The 18,856-nt window shown below is 34.5% G+C and carries 10 protein-coding genes and 1 tRNA gene; 6 read left to right on the top strand and 5 right to left on the bottom strand.

Features of this window, described 5'->3' with window-relative positions; all coding sequences use genetic code 11:
- Positions 1–148: 148 nt before the first annotated feature.
- From DM558_RS09665 to DM558_RS09645, 5 genes are all read left to right on the top strand, one after another.
- Positions 149–1,018, top strand: a complete 870-nt coding sequence (locus tag DM558_RS09665; protein ID WP_127163809.1) for a GTPase — start codon at positions 149–151, stop codon at positions 1,016–1,018.
- Positions 1,019–1,233: 215 nt separating this feature from the next.
- Positions 1,234–1,590, top strand: coding sequence for a hypothetical protein (locus tag DM558_RS09660; RefSeq protein ID WP_127163807.1), 357 nt, complete (start codon positions 1,234–1,236; stop codon positions 1,588–1,590).
- Between the two features lie 280 nt (positions 1,591–1,870).
- Positions 1,871–6,541 carry an NACHT domain-containing protein gene (locus DM558_RS09655; protein ID WP_127163805.1) on the top strand — a complete coding sequence of 1,557 codons (4,671 nt, stop codon included), beginning with the start codon at positions 1,871–1,873 and terminating at the stop codon, positions 6,539–6,541.
- A gap of 302 nt (positions 6,542–6,843) precedes the next feature.
- Complete coding sequence (locus DM558_RS09650; protein WP_127163803.1) at positions 6,844–10,569, top strand: hypothetical protein; 3,726 nt, start codon at positions 6,844–6,846, stop codon at positions 10,567–10,569.
- 234 nt (positions 10,570–10,803) lie between these two features.
- The gene (locus tag DM558_RS09645; RefSeq protein ID WP_228411861.1) at positions 10,804–11,403 is read left to right on the top strand and encodes a GIY-YIG nuclease family protein; all 600 of its coding nucleotides are present in this window, start codon (positions 10,804–10,806) and stop codon (positions 11,401–11,403) included.
- Positions 11,404–11,660: 257 nt separating this feature from the next.
- Here the strand turns inward: DM558_RS09645 and DM558_RS09640 are convergent, their stop codons facing one another.
- The gene (locus DM558_RS09640) at positions 11,661–12,713 is read right to left on the bottom strand and encodes a YagK/YfjJ domain-containing protein (protein ID WP_127163801.1); all 1,053 of its coding nucleotides are present in this window, start codon (positions 12,711–12,713) and stop codon (positions 11,661–11,663) included.
- A gap of 618 nt (positions 12,714–13,331) precedes the next feature.
- Positions 13,332–13,685, bottom strand: coding sequence for a helix-turn-helix transcriptional regulator (locus DM558_RS09635; RefSeq protein WP_228411727.1), 354 nt, complete (start codon positions 13,683–13,685; stop codon positions 13,332–13,334).
- Between the two features lie 677 nt (positions 13,686–14,362).
- On the opposite strand from DM558_RS09635, the gene DM558_RS09630 reads away from it, so the two are divergent.
- Complete coding sequence (locus DM558_RS09630; RefSeq protein ID WP_127163799.1) at positions 14,363–15,334, top strand: hypothetical protein; 972 nt, start codon at positions 14,363–14,365, stop codon at positions 15,332–15,334.
- Between the two features lie 513 nt (positions 15,335–15,847).
- Here the strand turns inward: DM558_RS09630 and DM558_RS09625 are convergent.
- From DM558_RS09625 to htpG, 3 genes are all read right to left on the bottom strand, one after another.
- A tRNA-Ser gene (locus DM558_RS09625) sits at positions 15,848–15,937 on the bottom strand.
- 135 nt (positions 15,938–16,072) lie between these two features.
- On the bottom strand, positions 16,073–16,789 hold the full coding sequence (locus DM558_RS09620) for a dienelactone hydrolase family protein (protein ID WP_127163797.1): 717 nt from the start codon (positions 16,787–16,789) through the stop codon (positions 16,073–16,075).
- Positions 16,790–16,860: 71 nt separating this feature from the next.
- Positions 16,861–18,768, bottom strand: a complete 1,908-nt coding sequence (gene htpG, locus DM558_RS09615) for a molecular chaperone HtpG (RefSeq protein ID WP_127163796.1) — start codon at positions 18,766–18,768, stop codon at positions 16,861–16,863.
- Between the last annotated feature and the right edge of the window lie 88 nt (positions 18,769–18,856).

Raw genomic sequence — 18,856 nt, 5'->3', positions numbered from 1 at the left:
CTTTTATCGCTCGTCATAATCAGACGATCATAGATGCTTTCAATCAATAATGAATGACACTGTTTTCTGTCTAGCAGAAGGCTTTGTCACGTCTGTGGTTTATGGATTGATTAAAGGAGGAAGTGATTTTACTTAGGAGTTTTTTAGTATGTCATCATTGAATAAAAGCAATACAGGTAGCACAGACAATACAGATTCTCACTCAGGTTCGGGCTGTTTAAATAAGTTGGATAGAGATCAGGTTCAATCGTCGTTAGCTCAGATTATTAGATCACTTATTCCACGTAATTGTTCTCGCTATCAGTACCGCTTTTGTGAGTTGTTGCCACAACCGAATGTGTTAGGATTTTGCAGTGATCCACAGCCTTTTACGGGTAAGGTAGTATTTTTGAATGAGGTGTTTATTTTAGTTAAGCGCTCTCAAACCAGAAATCAGTTTGTGATTGTGGATGTGGCTTATGTGGATGTGATGCCTAAGTTAAATGATCAAGTGGAGATCACGCCGTATGCCCGCCATGATTTTAACGGTAGACGGGTGGATGAGCCTGAAAAAGAAATACAAACCTTGCCCGATGGCACGCAGTATACGGTAACTAAGATGATGCTGGGCGGTAAAAGTATTACGCTACCATTACCTATCTCAAAAGAACAACTGCAATCACCAGAGTTATTAGCTTTAATTGAGCAGCTGGAAAACATACCGGCACCGGATGGTTTTAGGTTGATTAGTCATTTGTTGGTGGATGCAGGAACTACTGATTTTACCATTAATGATGCTGGTACGCTTAATACCGATACACCACCGGGTATTGGTTTTACAGTCAGCAATCAGAAGTTTAAAGGCAAGGTCGCTATTGTGTATGACCGTGGTAGTGATACTTACAGTTTGAGGCTATATCCTGCAACAGATAACCAACCAACAGAAGTCGATAATATCTACTTTGATGAGTTGGGGTTAAGACTAGCAGAGGCTATTGATGATTTTGCTTGGCAGGTGATTAGGGTAAAAACTCTGTAGTTTTATATAGCCATAGTAATAGGTCGCTGAGTAATTTTTTATTTATCAGTGTTTATTTCTATTTGGTTTTTCTTGGTTTTATTTCAATCTGTATTTTCATTTCATGGCTGTGCTTCTCGTTTTTATTGCTGTATTTCTTTTTGTTTCTTATTTTTAACGTATTTATTTTCTATCATTTTTAATGGCTGGTTATTTAATGTAGCCAAGGAGTTGTTATGGGTTTAGATATTTCGTTTGTTGCGTGTCCACGTGATGAGATAATGGAGAAGGGTGAGTTTCGTAAGGTGAATGCGTTATTGCAGTGGGTTAATACGCATGTGATGGCTGTTGCAAATTGTGCGTATATTCCTATTTCCAAAGAAGATTTGGAGAAACTACAAGGTATACTTAATCAATTAACTACCGATAATTGTCAGGAGCTGTTTCCGACCCAAGAAGGGTTCTTTTATGGCAGTACGGAGTATGATGAGCATTATTGGGAGGATGTGGCTGGCGTTAAAGCTTGGGTGGATGAAACGCTAGCTCACTTTGATTTTGAGGAAGAAATATTATTCTTCAGCGCTTGGTGGTGAGTGAATTATTTAATACATTTAATGGTTATAGGCGGCTTGGCTTTTAGGGCAAGCCGCCTATAACTTTTACGGTTGAGTATTATTTTTTTTGTGAACAAGCTTTTTTCAACATAATATTTAACAGGCATCCTTCTGCTGTGAGTGATTAGCGGTCATTAGTTTTTTAATAGTAATATATTTAATAGAAAAAGGTTCCATATAAACTTTAATAATTATCATCTTGAGATTAAACTAATCAAGCATATATCATAACCAGTAAGTGTATCTCAAGGAATATAAGATGGCTTTAGAAGCAGGTGGCTATGCTGAAAAATTTGGCAATAGATATGAAGCTAATTGGGTTGCCTACCAATTACTTCGCCTACTTGAAGAAAAAATCAATTGGATTACCATCGAACCTATTGGGGATGATGAGGTTGGTGTTGATATAATAATTGGTACAGCTCAAGACCAAACAGAGCATCATCAATGTAAAGTTGGTGTAGGTACTAATGAGCATTGGACACTATCTCAACTCAATGAATCCAAAATTTTTTACAACGCTCTATTTCAAATTGAACGTGGAGCTACCGAGTTTCATCTTATATCACCCTTACCCAGTAAAAAAATGAGTGATCTCAGCGATAGTGCGCTTAATAGCAACATGATCCCCGATGATTTTATGGAGTACCAAGTCAAGGCTAGTCAAGAGCGTGAAAAAGATTTTACTGCTATTTGTAATTATTTGGGATTAAATATTAATGTCCAATCAGATATAAAAAGAGCTATTTACTTTCTTCAAAAATTCAAAGTTACGCCTTATATTATTAATCGTTATACTCAAAGTGAGCTTGAAGATAAGGCTTCTGCATTATTTTTAGATAATCCAATAAAACTATTAAGTTTTCTTAAGAACTATCCAGTAGAGTTTAATAAACTAAGGAAGAAAATAACATTATCAGAGTTATTAGTAGATCTAAAAAATAGTGATTTTGAGCAAAAAATTGTTCCCGATGATACAAGAATATCGCCTGTACTAGATACTCTCTCTACAGAATTTGAAGAATCAATCAAACCATATCTCATTTGTAATACATTAATTCCGAGGAATGAATTAAGTTCTATCATTGATTCAATTCAAGATAACGCAGTAACCTTAATTAAAGCCGAGGCAGGAACAGGAAAAAGTGCTTTACTTTTGGAGCTGCATAACCATTTAAAAGCAAACAATATCATTTCGGTTCCTATTAGGTTAGATCGAAGACGTCCCGAACACAATGCAGATAAGTTTGGAAAGTCTTTAGGTTTTCCTTATTCTCCTGTACATAGCTTGGTTAAGTTTGCATCACAACAAAAAATCGTATTTATTCTTGATCAACTGGATGCCATAAGATGGACTGCCTCACACTCAAATAATGCGCTGGACATCTGCCGAGAAATAGTTAAGCAAATTATTAGCTTAAGAAAACAAGGAAAAGATATCAGTATTGTTCTAGCATCGAGAGATTTTGACTTAAATGAAGATATTGCCTTATCCAGTTGGTTACAATGCATTAACGATAATCGTTTAGATATCAAATTAACTCTTTTAGATGAAAACACAATAATCCCATTAGTTTCACCTTATGAAGCTTATTCTTCTTTAGCAGAAGAAAAAAAAGAGATACTTAAAATTCCTTTATGGTTGGGCATCTACTTATCTATTGCAAAACGCACCCAAACAGCTCCTCAATTTAATAATAAATTAGAGCTAGTAAGAAAGTTTTGGGAAGATAGACTAAAACAAATTAGCCTGTGTGGGGTAACAGAGCAAGAGGCAACAGTTTTTATTGATGATATTGTGACATTGATGATTAATCAATCACAATTATCAATTTCTGAAAATGCATTATCAACAGGGACAAAAAAACAGTTAGAGGCATTAATTTCTGTTGGGTTACTCAGTAAGCAAAACCAAAGAATTAGCTTTCGACATCAAGCATTATTTGATTACCAAGTGGGCACCAAACTTTTTAAAGCAGGAAGTGAATCACCTGAAAGCCTCTTATTTGAAATTGGCCCTTATGAAACGCAAACCCTAGCCAAAAGAGAGCACCTAAAATATGCGCTAAATTTACTATTGGACTCAGGGCAAGATCTCTTTTGTAACTGCGTTGAAGCAATCTTATTCAATGATAATATTAGGTTCCATCTAAAATACTTAGTTTTAAACTCAATTAAAGAAATCAAAGGTATCAAAAAACCAGCAAAATCACTCATTGATAAAATCATCGCTTCCCCTGCGCTTTGTAAAAAGTTCTTAACGATAAGTTGTGGTTCAAATATTGCTATTATTCACTACTTAAGTGAAAACCAGCATATTTCAAACTGGCTACACAGTAGCGATGATAGTCTAATTAATATAGCTATTAATTTACTCAGTTCTATAGCGGCAAATGAACCAGAATTAATTACCAAAGAACTATCTACTTTCGTTGGCCAATCAAAACAATGGAATCAAAGAGTATATTCTGCACTACCTTGGAAAATTGAAGATGATACAGATGATATTTTTGAGCTTCGAAAGAGATTACTTAATTTAGGTTGTACGGGAAATTATATTAATTGGAAGTCACTGAGCAAAACACACCCATTACGAGCGCTATCTTTAATTGAATTAATATTAGAACATTATAGAAACGTCATTTGTGAATCACCATACTCCACAAGTAAAAAAAACGTTAACCAGATAACTCATCGAGATGGTTGGACTGACGATGAGCTCAAAGAAATTAAGCAATTAGCAAAAGCGATACCCACAGAAACTATTGAGCTTTTGTTCAAATATATAGACAGTATTTTTAACTCAGAACAAGATGAATGCTCTACTCATGAATGGTTTTATCGATATAGGCATAGCAATTATCATGATGTAAGTAGTATTCGACATGGGCTATTTACACTTATTGAGACGGCTGGTCAACAGCTAGAAGCCTATCCAGACATATTGTTAAGCATTATTGCACCTTATATGGAAAAATCAAATGCCGTGATAACACATTTGGTTGCAACACTTTTATTAAACTTATCAAATCAACATGCAGATCTGGTCATTAACTGGCTATTGGCTGCTCCTGAGACACGTTTAGCCTGCGGTAATGAGTATATTGAACCTGCTTGGATTTTATCAGGAAAACTCATCACTAAATTCTCCCCACATTGTTCTGATGCGTTATTTTTGCAACTGGAGAAAGCAATTTATTTTTTTCCCCCCTCAAAAGAAGTTGAACAGATAAAGAGACGATTAAAAGTTAGAAGAAATAACGTATATTGTAGTTATTGGGGTGAACTCCAATATTTTTTATTGCCGACATTGGATCAGCATCGCATATCGTGTAAATCAAAAAATTTAATTCCAGTGCTAGAGCGCAAATTTAGCTCATATTCTAACTCTGATTTCTGCCAAGCCGATAACAGTATCGGAGGGATTGTTACCTCCCCCTTACCTGAAGGAAATAAGCTGTCTAACAAAGCATGGCGAAAGTTAATACTAACACCTGCATCTGCATTTTCGTCTCATAAGTTAACCCAAGTAAGTGATGATGCTGTTTCAAAAGCGGATATTGAGCAGTTTGCTCGAGATTTACAATCGTCTGTGATAAACGAGCCTATTCGTTTTGCTCAATTGGCTCTTTCACTCCCTCAGACCATTCATACAGAATACATTGATGCTTTCTTCTATGGCTTAGCCGAAACTGATAACACACGAGCTAGTGATAATTATAAAGAGCAATGGGAAGCTTGCCCTGCGGTATTAATAGAGCAAGTGATTCTTCATTTTAATAATGAAGCTTGTGAATATTCGCTAGCTAGATTATTAGCAAGCAGAGCTGATAGCTGGTCTAAGCAGATCATTGATATATTGATAAACCTCGCAAAATATTCAACTAACCCTGAATCAAATCAATTAACTGTTTGGAGCCACAAAAAGGGAAAGTCAACAGATTGTGCAGATGCTGAATCATTGCTGAGTACAACGATTAATAGTATTCGAGGTATCGCTTATCGAGGAATTTCTGACATTTTTTGGAGTAACGAGACATTTGCATTGGAAAACCTTGAACTAGTCGATTGTGCAATTAATGATGAACACCCCTCAGTTAAAATCGCTGCCATTTTTCTTTTAACACCACTACTTAATTATCAAAATGATTATGCGCACGAAAAATTTATTGAATTGTGTCATAAAGATCCACGTATGACGCGTGGGTTTAATGCTTATCGTTTCTTTAATCAAGGTTTTGAAAAAAAACATCAACAACAATATGTAGATTTGGTACTGTCAATGTTAACGTCAACCTACGATGAAATAAAAAAACAAGCAGCAAAACAAATATACGCACGTTGGTTTTTTAATGGTTTATTTGAGGAGCAACTTAACACGGTGCTTCAAGGGGATAATATTCTAAAAGAAGGTTGCGCATCTGTTATTAGTCAGTTTCTTCAAGAGGATAAATATCACGATAAGATATATAAAATAGAATATGCCTATCAATTATTAATCAATGATGATAATGATGAAATACTAAGGAAAGTAGGAATATGTGTTGGGCATGAAAACTATTGGTTAAAACCTAACGCTGATAAATTATTCAGCCTATTTGTCACGTCAAAGGCAGCTGTGTACTGTTTATTCCAACTATTTGATTCATTGGAAAAATACCCTAGAAGTTTATCCAATTTAAGTGATCCTATTTTACAATTAGTAGAAAATATTACGGGTAATTACAATGCAAATAACCAACCACTAAGAATAGATGTTCAAGAATCAAGTCTACTTGCTGTTCTTCAAAGACTTTATGATGAAGCTACAGAGGATATGGATAAAGAGGCTATTAATACCTGCTTAGATATATGGGATAAATTACTACAATCTGATATGTATTCAGCTATCAACGCAATAAATAAATTAGATGACAGTCTACTTAGTTAAAGGTGAATAAAATCAACGTATGATTATAGATGTAGGTTTTCGCCATTGGTACAAAAATGTGTCTTAGACACAAATGAGCGATTAGCAGATATAGTACTCTCCACTAAAACTAGTGTAAGCTATATTGTTAATTATTATTTGATGTGAAATCGATTTGAACTGAAAAAAGTAGCTCAGACCTAAATAGATAAATATTTCAAACTGTGAAGAAATACATAACACCGTAAGTGTTGGTAGCTTGTATTATTTTAGGTTAAGGCTTTATACTACAGGCAATATCTCTTAGTTGCAAGGAAAGAACTTTGCGTATTACAGCATCACAAATCGAAGATTGGGCTGAAACAAACGAGAAGGAATCCCAATTTTCTTTACCTCTACTTATTCGTAAATTAATACTAGAGACATCTACTGTTATTAATTTAAATTTTCCAGTCGGTGATGAGACGTATAGACCAGGATTAGATGGTACTGTTGAAACATCAGCAGGAAATGCTTGGGTGCCTATAGGTAAATCTGAATGGGAAATAGGTTGTAATAAAAATCCTCAAAAAAAAGCCAATGAAGACTTTGAAAAACGTAAAGCTAAGAAAGATACTAGTTTTATTTTTATAACGCCTAGAGTTTGGTTAAAAAAAGATGAATGGCAAAAAGAAATTTCCGAAGGCTCTAACTGGAGAGAAATTAAAGTATATGACTCTAGTGATTTAGAAACATGGCTAGAAACAGCGCCATCTACAAGATTATGGTTTGGAGAGTTATTAGGACTATCGGGGGGGGGAATAGAGTCTATAGATAAGTATTGGGATAATTGGCGAAACCAAACATCATTACCAATTACAATTGATGCATTTACTTTAGGACGTGAAAACTCAAAAGAACAGCTTTTAAAATACATTGAAACTTCTCAATCAATAATCAATATAAAGGCCGATAGTCAAGAGGAAGCTGTAGCTTTTGTATGCTCTCAACTATTAGAGCATAGATTAGCTAATAGCTGTGTTTGCATAACTAATAATGAAGGTTGGAGATTTATTGATAAAAACAATGAAATTAAAGTAATTATTGCAACAACTACTGAGATAGCTAAACAACAAGCACCAAAAAATGGTTCTATTTTAATTGCTCCTCTAAATTTAGGAACCAATATAGAAAATAAAAATAATTTAGTTAATTTAGGCAGAGCTAATTCAGAAAAATATCAAGAAGCACTTAAGTTTCTTGGCGAACCAAAATTAGAAGCTGAGCGATTAGCCTCTTCTACAGGAAGGTCATGGACAGTTTATAGGCGTATTAAAGCTAAAAACTCTGCAATTAGCAGCCCCTTATGGCTAAAAGATCTTAATATTAATTGTTTAACAACTCTAGTATTGTTTGGTGCTTGGGACTCAAGCAATCAGGCAGATATAGCTTATTTAGAGCAGTTTTGTGGTTATTCTTATCAAGATTTGGAAAAAAAATTACACAATATAGTACAGCTAGATGATGCACCTATTATAAGGATTAGTAATGTTTGGAAAGATAAAGCTCCTATTGAACTATTGTATTTATTTATAACTCATATCACATTAAAAGAGTTAGAAAAGTTTTTTGCAATTGTAAAAGATATTTTTCAACAAAATGATCCAGCATTGGAATTAGCAATAGATCAAAGAGGTGCTGCTGCTGTTTATGATAAGCGACGAAAAGAGTCAATTATTTTTACTGATTCAATCAGTAATACGCTAATGAAGCTTAGAGTCTATGCAGAATCTCATAGAGAATTATATATTAGTATTCATATTATTAATGGGATAGATAAACTTATAAGTGATGTTTTAAATGATGCAGATGCTACTAGGTGGTTATCATTATCTTCTTTTTTACCTTCATTAGCAGAAGCAGCTCCCAGTAAATTTCTTGAGATGTTGGAAAAAGATTTAAACAAAAATAAAATAGTTTCTGCTTTGTTTACTGAAAGTGATAGTTCAGGTTTTGGTCAATGTTATTATGTGGCCTTACTATGGGCATTAGAGATATTAGCATGGGATATTAATTACCTTACAAGGGTGGCTAATATTTGCTGTCAACTTGACTCCTTTAAATCTAAAGGTAATTTTGGAAATAATCCCTTTCAAACTTTAACTTCTTTATTTTATCTTATTCCTCTTACTTCAGCCAAAATTAGTGAAAGAAATATTGTAATTGACCAAATTTCTAAAAAACATGAAGAGATCGTGTGGAGATTGTTAAAAAGTTTAGCTAAAGAATTAACACTGCCTAGTTTTCATATAGTTAACGAACAACCCCGTTGGAGAGATTATTGCTCAAATGCAAATTTAGTAGTAACTCCAGATGAGGTTAATATATATGTTGGTTATATAAAAAATAAATTACTGGAATTAGCCAAAAAAAACTCTCAAAGGATTGCCGATTTACTCACTGTTCCAATCATGTCACTATTTCATCAAGAAGATGAAGCAATCATTAAATCCCTGCTGGATGATATTAAAAACTTAGATGATGATGGGCTTATAAATATCCGTTCTAATTTGCGTGGATACTTAAGTTGGCATAACTCATACAATAAAGTTGGAGAAAAAGGAGATAGGTATTTTGCTGATGTGCTTTATCCTTATTTCGATTTATTGGCTCCAAAAGATATTGTAAAAAAGCATTGTTGGATTTTTGAGTCAACCCTCATAAATCTTCCTGAAGGTAATACTAAAGATCAGGATTATCAAGGGCAGGAAAGGAAAATTCAAAAAATTCAACTAAGTACATTAGAAGAAATTTACAATAAAAAAAAATGGGATGGTATAGAAGAGCTTATAAGCCTTTGTAAAAATAATGGTATCCTCGGTCGAGTTATCAAGACTGCTAACCTTCCTAAAGGTGAATTTTATCAATGGCTAGTGCAATATTTTATTAAATTAAATCTTCCTATTGATAACTTATTACTACAAAATATTATTTCTTGGCAAAATGATAATTTAAATGAACTGTTAGATGCGGTACATAAGAAAATAACAGATCCAAAACAATTTGTTCTTTTTTTATTAAATGTACCTTGTAATGGAAATGCTCAACAATTTATTGAAGCCTTACCATTAGCAGAACAAGAGTATTATTGGAAAAATATCTATGCAGATAATATTGGATTTCTAAACGACATAGACCTTCAAGAGTATGTTATTAAAAAATTAGTATCTGTCAAAAGATTTAGAACAATATTAAATATATTACAGTATCAACTTCAGAACAGTTCAAGTGAGCGACTACTACAAGTTGTTGATGGGATATCAGCAGGACATGAAAATGAGATTGATTTAAATAGCTATGCAATTATTGAAGCTATTAAAACATTGGGAAATAGGGATATTCCTATTAGTAAATTGGCTAGTGTAGAGTTTACTTATTTTTCATTATTAGAGCATAATGAATACGGAACTCCCCATTTATTAGCTTTGATTAAAGAGCAACCAAGTTATTATATCCATTTTTTTTGTTTAGCTTATAAAATACTTTCAAGCCCATCAGTAGAAACATCTAAAGTAGCATACAGGCTAATTAATCAATCAAGATTTATACCTGGATTAAGAGAAGATGACTCAATAGGTAGCCAATTTTTTAATTCTTGGATTGAGTATGCCAGAGATAAGGTGAAAGAACATACTTCTGATGAAGATATTTTAAGACTTTTCGATCAGAAATTGGGAGAGCTATTATCTGGTAGTCCTTCTAACCTTGATGATTCTTGGCCTGCAGAAACTATATGTGATCTTCTAGATGAATCAGGTTCAGAGGAGATTAGACATGGTTTTTGTATAGGGGTTTATAATAATAGGGGTGTCCATTCTAGAGGTTTCGGTGAGGGTGGAAAACAAGAAAGAGTACTTGCTAAAAAATATAGAGATTTTGCACAAAAATGGCAATTAACGCATCCACTTACAGCCGAGTTATTGAAAACTATTGCTGACAGATATGATGCAGATGCTATTCGTGAGGATACTTGGGATGCTCGTCGAGAGGAAGGTTTATCACAGTTTTAGAGTGAAAGGTAGATATTATCATATTTAACAAGACCATTATATTAGTGGCGCCTCTTATCTAAACTTGTTAAACATGGTTTTCTTTATGTTATAAGCTGTATATTTATTCTAACTAGCAAAGCTTGGTTAACAGTACTCCAACAAATTTGTTGATGTGCTAAGGTGTTTTAAAAAAAGGAGAACATCCATGGTTCCAGGTTATGTGTATATTTTGGTCAATCCTAGCATGCCAGGATCGGTTGCACGCTACGTGACTCGCGTATGCGGGCGCGAGAACTCAGCACGACAGGTGTTCCAACACCATTTCAAGTGGTTTTTGAGTTATTTGATGAACAACATGAAGATCTAGAGGCCAGGATACATTATGAGTTGACAGATTATCGTGTTAATACAGCACGCGAGTTCTTTCGTTATCCGCTAGATAAAGCCATTGCACTACTACTCCAGTTAGCGAAGCCAGTCAAAAAATTTGCGGAGCAATATGTGGCTGAAGATGTTACGCAACGACTGCGAGAAAAATACCCTGAGTACCTACGTCCTGATATTGTATCAGTCAGAATTGTTCAAATACCTGGCCGTGTATGGCTTGAGATTACGTCGGAGACAGAAATTGCTGGGTATCTCGTAAATCAGATAATTCAATGTACGGATCTAGCATTCATTGTTGATACAGATGAAGCGTTCTTTAAATCGGAAGATGACGTCAGTTTTAATGCGAATAAATTGGTGAATGACTACGATGTGTACTCTATTATAATGACTACAGATCTTTTTCATGATGAAGCGTGCCAAAAAATAGCAGGTGTACATGAAATGCAAAGACCTTCGACCTGATGTTCTAAGCATACTGTAATCTGATGATGAGTATGATTCCTATTTTATTAGATTATAGTGCAGTGGAATAGTATTATATTACCTAGGTAATGCTCACAATTATTTTGGGCTATACACTTAAAGTTTTGACACTTTGATAAATACAATTTTCGAAAAATCTACTATTGACACATATGCGCCATAACAAAACAAATGGAATAGGCAATAACTACCAAAACAATCATTACCTATCCCTCATATCATTCAAGTAAATACTATTATTTTATTCTCCCCCTTGATAACAAATTCCTACCATAAGGCTTAGTTAACCTAAAATACTCATCAGGCTTGACTAGGTAGCTGATGCCTGTTTCTTTTAAAGTAGTTATCTTATTGCTGTCATTACGATGGACTTGCCCTAAGAAGCAAACAGGATAAGTTTGTTTATGCTGATCCGTATTACAGTTAAAATAACTGCCTTGTCCTTCTGTTATACGTTGCCATAGCTCTCCTACTTGTTGCCCTAAATAAGCATCAGCCATGCGCTTAGCACTGTTATAAACCATTAGTAGATGGATATGATAACCCCGTTCAAAACCATGTTCTCGTTTAGCGATATAACCTACCAAATTATCGAAGGCAGGGTTGCTATGGATACGCTTTAAAAAGCCTGTAGCGTGCTCATTAAAGCTCTCATAATCGATACTATTACCTTGAGCATAACTCAAATCAACACGGACTATTAATAGCCTAGAATAATGTGCAAACAGCTGATCAATGTAATACTGATACTCCTTTAAGTTTTCCGTATAGCCTGTTTGATGTTGATATTGGTTTAAGGCACTGCTAAAAGCAGGATTGTTAGCCTGATGAGTTATATTATCCAATAATAGATATAGGCTCTCTAAGCTAGAAGAATCTATACTCAGTCGTTTATAACCTTTGCTATCTAGCTCTCTATCACACAGTAAGTTAATCCTAGCCCGAATATTAATAAACTGATCAACCTGTAACAGTAATCGACAATAAGGCGATAAGCCTTTATCCGCAAAGCATTGTAATGAATAATCACTATTCCAGTTATGATAAGCATCTAGTAATAAATGACAGGGATGAAAAGGATTTAAATACACTCTATCAGAATTGCTATTATAGGCTGCATTATTTAAAACTAACTGCGGATAAGACGTTGTATCATTATTATTGTTTAACAGCTTGTAGATAGCTTTACTGATTCCTCCCATAGCGTTTGCTTGTTGATGAAATAAATCTTGTGACATAGTGTTTATAGACGTTGAATCTATAAACGATAAATCAAAATGAATGGACATAGATAATACCTATAAAGTAGGTATTGATCAGATATTCTCTTGAACAGTTACTTGTTTTGGTAGCGATCTTATATGATTAGGCTAATATCTTTCATAAACTATGAATATTGAATAAATACACTAATAGATGAATACTACCTAAACTAATACTGATACTAACTATATTAAGCATTTTTTGCATAAGGATATTAATAAACTCATTAAAGTAATAACGACTGTTATCAATAAATAATAACTATTAAATTAGGAATAATAGGCCTATGCTAATAGCTTAACTATACTGATAAACTAATATCCTTATGTAAGGAAAGGATTGTTAATAGATTAATAAATTAGTTAATTAAACTAATAGTATTAGCTATAGTACCCATATTAGTAATACTATTAAATAAACTAATAATATAAGATCCAACATTCCTAGTAATAAAATAACCAGCAATAGCCTGGATAGTGCTTTACAAATACTCAATAAAACACGCTAAAAGATAAAACGACATTTAGCTAAACTAAGAGGCAGTTTCTAAGGCAAGATTCAAGTAACTGGACATCCGATCAATACGAAATGACAGTGAAAATATACTAACAACTAAAATGCGTTAGATGCTTATACAGCTTATATCAATGGATATCACTCTCCATCTCCACTTCAGTTAGATCTGTTATTCGTGTCAAAGCAACTCTCTTAAGCAGCCAAGCATCCACCTCTGATGATAACCAACCAATGGATTTAGCACTAAGCTTAATCGGTTTAGGGAAACTCGCATCATAACGAGGCGATTTAGGATTTAACCAGTCATAAATAGTCGACTTACCAATACTCAGCTTCTCAGCCACTTGTTGAATCCGTAATACCCGTAACGAATGATCAACAGAAACTGCATTTTCTTGGCGTTCTTGGTTTACTTGGCTTATTACATCAAGTTCAAGGTGAGTTTGATGCGTTGAATGAGATAAAGATGAATGCATGTCCATGGTAGACTCCCATAAAAAAAACACCCGAAGGTGGCCAATGTATTATTGATAACTTAAATGAGATTATGCCATGTTTATTAAAAGCTTATTCATTAACAACACGCTTAAAATAAACAACGGGTGATATCTCTATACCATGGAGTGGTTATATATTTTTTTACTCATCTCATCTTAAATCATCTAATGTTAACTACACCAATTACCCATACGGCTATTACAATGACTACATAAAAAATGAGCTATACAAACCAACAACAGCCCTATGGAACTACGATACTCATACTCCTTTAAAATGAAATATATTCATAAACAATAATAACTCTAAAAACATTAAACCACAAACAATGACGATTATTGCCATTACCTTTTACTAATTATCGCCGAATATCAACCAACCAAATAGCGACTCCTAAACGACCGATCACCGCTTAAAATGGATTTTCCTCTTCAACAAATACCGTTTATAAATACTGTATACTTCGTTATTATTTTATTTATAATAATACTAGCATTAATTAATTTAATAAAAGCAATAATAATACGTATTACAAATAAAATACTACTACATAAATACTTCTATTATACGCCTAAAAATAAATTGAAATATTTAATTAACGCTACTATTATTTATCAAGTAGCAATAGACTATTGATGTCCTAAATGAGAGAGTTGTTATCATGATAATAAATGAAGAGATTAATCGTTATTTAAATCGCTTAAGCGAAAAAAGAATAAAGTGTGGAGTTATCGAGAAAATGATGACTTACGGTTTTAATAGCATTAGTATTAATTCTATTCATGATAATGTAATGGTACTCCTCCAAAAAATAAAAGACTTTATTGCATGGAGTAATCAGTTTGATGCCACTATCAAAGAAGCTGCTTTAGAAAATCAACTTGAATACTTAATTAATTTAGCTGAAAGTGATCTAATCCCAATGAGTGCTTTTGACTGGTTAAAAGATGAGAGGGCTTGTTATTTTGTTTGGCTAGATATACAAATACAAATGTTCACGACACCAAATAATATTGTTGGCCAAAATATTTATAATACGCTGCAACTCCCTAAAATCTGCTCGAGCAACAAAGAAAGATTCAATGTAATCATTAATTTTTTTGATCTATGGTGGACAAGTAAAAATAATAAAATTGCTTATTTGGACAATATAAAATCTAGGGTTCACGAAAGCTTAGGACGTGACCCTTTCAAAGGACTAAACAAAAAAGATATTGAACAAATAGAATGGTATTACAAGTATATTAAAAGCCATCTTGGAAAGTACTACCCATTTCAAAATGCGACAGAGCCAGCCCCTTTGCCTACGCCTAATCAGCTTGCTCTTGCTATCAACCCATTGACCACAGAAGAGACCTATTATCTTATTTATGCTTTATATGACACATGGAGTCCCTACTCACTAAGCGATAAAGCAATATTCAAAAATGCGCTTAGTAAAGCCTATAGCCAACGTAAATTCAGAAAGAAACAAGAAGGTAAAAAGCCGCTAAATACCTATCTAAAAAAAGAGACTAAAGATAAGTTAGAGCAATTACGAGAACATTATCGTAATGCCACGTTACATGATACGCTAGATTTGATTATTAGAGAGGCTTATGAGCAAATGCAGAGAGATGGGCAAAGAAAATAGGCTTGTTTCTAAAATAATACAAAGAAAACTAATTAAAGCTTTTTTCTGGTGTACCCCTTAGTGTACCCCTTGAAAAGTTTTTTGAATTAAGAAAAGAGAAGGGTGGTTGTAACTTATTGATTTAATTGGTGGAGCTAAGCGGGATCGAACCGATGACCCCTTGAATGCCATGAAAGTGCACCACCAAACTACGCTACGCCCTTAACGATGAAAACTTACTGTCACAAGATAGGAAGTAGAAAAGATAGTTGACGTAGACTGGAATGAGCCCAAGTAAACTTCGAGGCATTTGTTAAAAAAAGCGAAAAACAAACAGTATCGTTATACTCGAGAGACTATTAGTGCTTTTATTAGACTAAAACCAAAGCTAAAAAATATAGTACTAATAAAATTACTCTAATGAGATGAAACAAATGTTAATTTAAGCTAAGTGTGGATGGCATACCTGATGGCATACTATACGCCGCACGCAAACTTTAACTTATTGAATTAGTGCATATTTAAATAAAAATATGGCGGTGAGAGAGGGATTCGAACCCTCGATACGATTTCTCGTATACACGCTTTCCAGGCGTGCTCCTTCAACCGCTCGGACATCTCACCATTTTGTAAGGTTTGTCATGCTTGAATCAACCTTAAGAGGTGGGGTAATTTAACGGAATAATGATAGAAAATCAAAGATTTTTTTTATTATTTGGTATTTGTATGGGGAGGGAGGAACAAGTCCTCCTATTGTCATCACTTAAATAACTCATCTAAGAGAGTATTCATTGCTGTGAATGAGCGTTTTGAAACTTTTTTATTGTATTGTTTGAATCCAGGTTCATTAGCTGTTTCATCGGTAAAGCCATGAACGGCTCTTCCGTAGTTTATAAATTGCCAATCGATATGAGGGGCTGATTTCATTTCTTTGAAGAAGTCGTTAATTTGTGACTCGGGTATGGTGGGATCGTTTGCTCCATTCATTGCGAGTATTGATGCTTTGATTTGTTGAGCATCTTTTGTGTCAGGGGTATCTAAATTGCCATGGAAGGAGATAACTGCTTTTATATCAGCACCACTTCTTGCTAACTCAAGGCAGCACCCCCCACCAAAGCAGAAGCCAAAAGCAGCAATTTTTTGTTGATCAACATTTGGTTGCTCTAGTAATTTGTTGAGTGCTAGATTCATGCGTTTACGCATTTCTTGGCGATCATTTTTTAATGGTGTCATGGCATCAGCCGCCTCTTGGTTATTTTTTGGGCGGATTGTTTTGCCATAAAGGTCGGTAATTAGCACTATATAACCTTTCTGAACTTGTTTTTTTGCAAGATTGATGGCTTCTTCTGTAATACCTAACCAGTTAGGAGTCATGAGTAGCGCAGGCAGTTTTCCACTATGATTGGCCGGTGAAAGTAGTAGACTTTCAAATGTTTGGTTGTTATGTTGGTAGTGTATATTGGTCTGGTTGATCATGCGTCAATTACCCATTGTTAATATGGTAGATAGAAAAAAGGCTCTTTATAAAGAGCCTTATTCTAATAGGGTTAGTTGGTTAGTTCGATAAGCAATTTGTTTAAGCGTTTTACATAGCTGGCAGGGTCTTTTAGGTTGTTTCCTGCTGCTAAGGCCGCTTGATCAAAGAGTAGATGAGATAAATCGTTAAAGTGATTTTCATCAGCTTCTTTGTCAAGTTTTTCAATCAATGGATGTTCTGGATTGATCTCAAAAATAGGCTTTGATTCAGGAATGCTTTGGCCTGTTGCCTCAAGGATTTGTCGCATTTGTAACCCTAAATCTTGGTCGCCAATGGCTAAAATAGCAGGTGATTCAGTAAGACGGTGTGATATTCTTACTTCACTTACTTGATCGTTGAGTGCTTTTTTAATGCGTTCAACAAGTTCTTCTTTTTCTTTAGCCAGTTTTTCTTGCTCTTGCTTATCTTGTTCGCTGTCAAGTTTTCCTAAGTCTAAATCACCGCGCGCAATATCAGTTAATTTTTTACCTTCAAACTCAGGAAGATAGTTCATTAACCATTCGTCAATACGATCAGTTAATAGCAATACTTCGATCCCTTTCTTGCGGAATATTTCAAGATGTGGGCTATTTTGAATTTGCTCGTAGCTTTCGCCTGTTAGATAATAAATGTTGTCTTGATCAGGTTTAGCACGTGATAAATAGTCAGCCAGTGAAACAGCTTGTTCTTTACTGTTTTCATGGGTTGATGTAAAACGTAATAATCCCGCAATTTTTTCACGATTAGCATAATCTTCGGCAGGGCCTTCTTTGAGTACTTGACCAAAAGCTTTCCAGAAACTTTTGTATTTTTCTGGCTCATTCTTGGCTAGTTTTTCTAGCATATCTAGTACACGCTTGGTGAGTGCTGATTTCATGCTGTCGATAATAGGATCTTTTTGTAGGATCTCACGAGATACATTCAAAGAAAGGTCGTTAGAGTCTACAATCCCTTTAACAAAACGTAGATAAAGTGGTAAGAATTCATCAGCTTGATCCATAATAAACACACGATTGACATAGAGTTTTAATCCATGATTCATATCGCGTTGGTATAAATCAAAAGGCGCACGTGCAGGGATATAAAGTAAAGAGGTGTATTCAAGCTTTCCTTCAACTTTATTATGGCTCCATGCTAATGGATTTTCAAAATCATGGCTGAGGTGCTTATAAAATTCCTGGTAGTCTTCATCGGTTACTTCAGTACGGGGACGAGTCCAAAGAGCGCTAGCGCTATTGACGACTTCCCACTCAGTTTCTTTGGTTTTATCTTCGTTTTCTGCTTCCGTTTGTTGTTTAGGCAGCTCAACAGGTAAATCAATATGGTCTGAGTATTTTTTGATGATATTACGTAAACGCCAGCCATCAGCGAATTCTAGCTCATCAGTTTTTAGATGTAGCACAATGCGTGTACCACGTTCTTCTTTAGTAATATTTTCTATATCAAACTCACCTTCGCCTTTTGATGCCCAATGAACCCCTTGATCGGCAGGTAAACCAGCACGACGGCTATAAACATCTACTTGGTCAGCGACAATAAAGGCACTATAGAAACCTACACCAAACTGACCAATCAGTTTGGAATCTTTCTTTTGATCGCCAGAAAGATTTTTAATAAATTCCGCAGTACCTGATTTGGCAATAGTGCCTAAGTTAGAAATAATGTCATCGCGACTCATACCAATACCATTATCATCGATGGTAATAGTTTTTGCTTCTTTATCGAAATTGATACGGATACGTAAATCAGCGTCATTTTCTAATAGCTCAGGTTTAGCGATGGCTTCAAAACGTAACTTGTCGGTTGCATCAGAAGCATTAGAAATGAGCTCACGTAAAAAAATCTCTTTATTGGAGTAAAGAGAATGAATCATCAAGTTTAAGAGTTGTTTAACTTCTGTCTGAAAACCTAATGTTTCTTTTTGTGCCTCTACACTCATCTAAAATCTCCAGTGTGATTAATTTAAATTATGTTCACAAGATGGGGGTTAGATGACATTTTTCAAGTGATAATATCGGATTATTTAG

Origin of the sequence: Entomomonas moraniae (assembly GCF_003991975.1) — a bacterium.
Lineage (GTDB): Bacteria > Pseudomonadota > Gammaproteobacteria > Pseudomonadales > Pseudomonadaceae > Entomomonas > Entomomonas moraniae.
Note: the sequence above shows the minus strand (reverse complement) of the source record. Positions and strands in the feature narration are given on the sequence as shown.

Coding starts and splice junctions, on each gene's coding strand:
- DM558_RS09665 (WP_127163809.1), top strand. CDS start 149: ATGTCATCATTGAATAAAAGCAATACAGGTAGCACAGACAATACAGAT.
- DM558_RS09660 (WP_127163807.1), top strand. CDS start 1,234: ATGGGTTTAGATATTTCGTTTGTTGCGTGTCCACGTGATGAGATAATG.
- DM558_RS09655 (WP_127163805.1), top strand. CDS start 1,871: ATGGCTTTAGAAGCAGGTGGCTATGCTGAAAAATTTGGCAATAGATAT.
- DM558_RS09640 (WP_127163801.1), bottom strand. CDS start 12,713: ATGTCCATTCATTTTGATTTATCGTTTATAGATTCAACGTCTATAAAC.
- DM558_RS09635 (WP_228411727.1), bottom strand. CDS start 13,685: ATGGACATGCATTCATCTTTATCTCATTCAACGCATCAAACTCACCTT.
- DM558_RS09630 (WP_127163799.1), top strand. CDS start 14,363: ATGATAATAAATGAAGAGATTAATCGTTATTTAAATCGCTTAAGCGAA.
- DM558_RS09620 (WP_127163797.1), bottom strand. CDS start 16,789: ATGATCAACCAGACCAATATACACTACCAACATAACAACCAAACATTT.
- htpG (WP_127163796.1), bottom strand. CDS start 18,768: ATGAGTGTAGAGGCACAAAAAGAAACATTAGGTTTTCAGACAGAAGTT.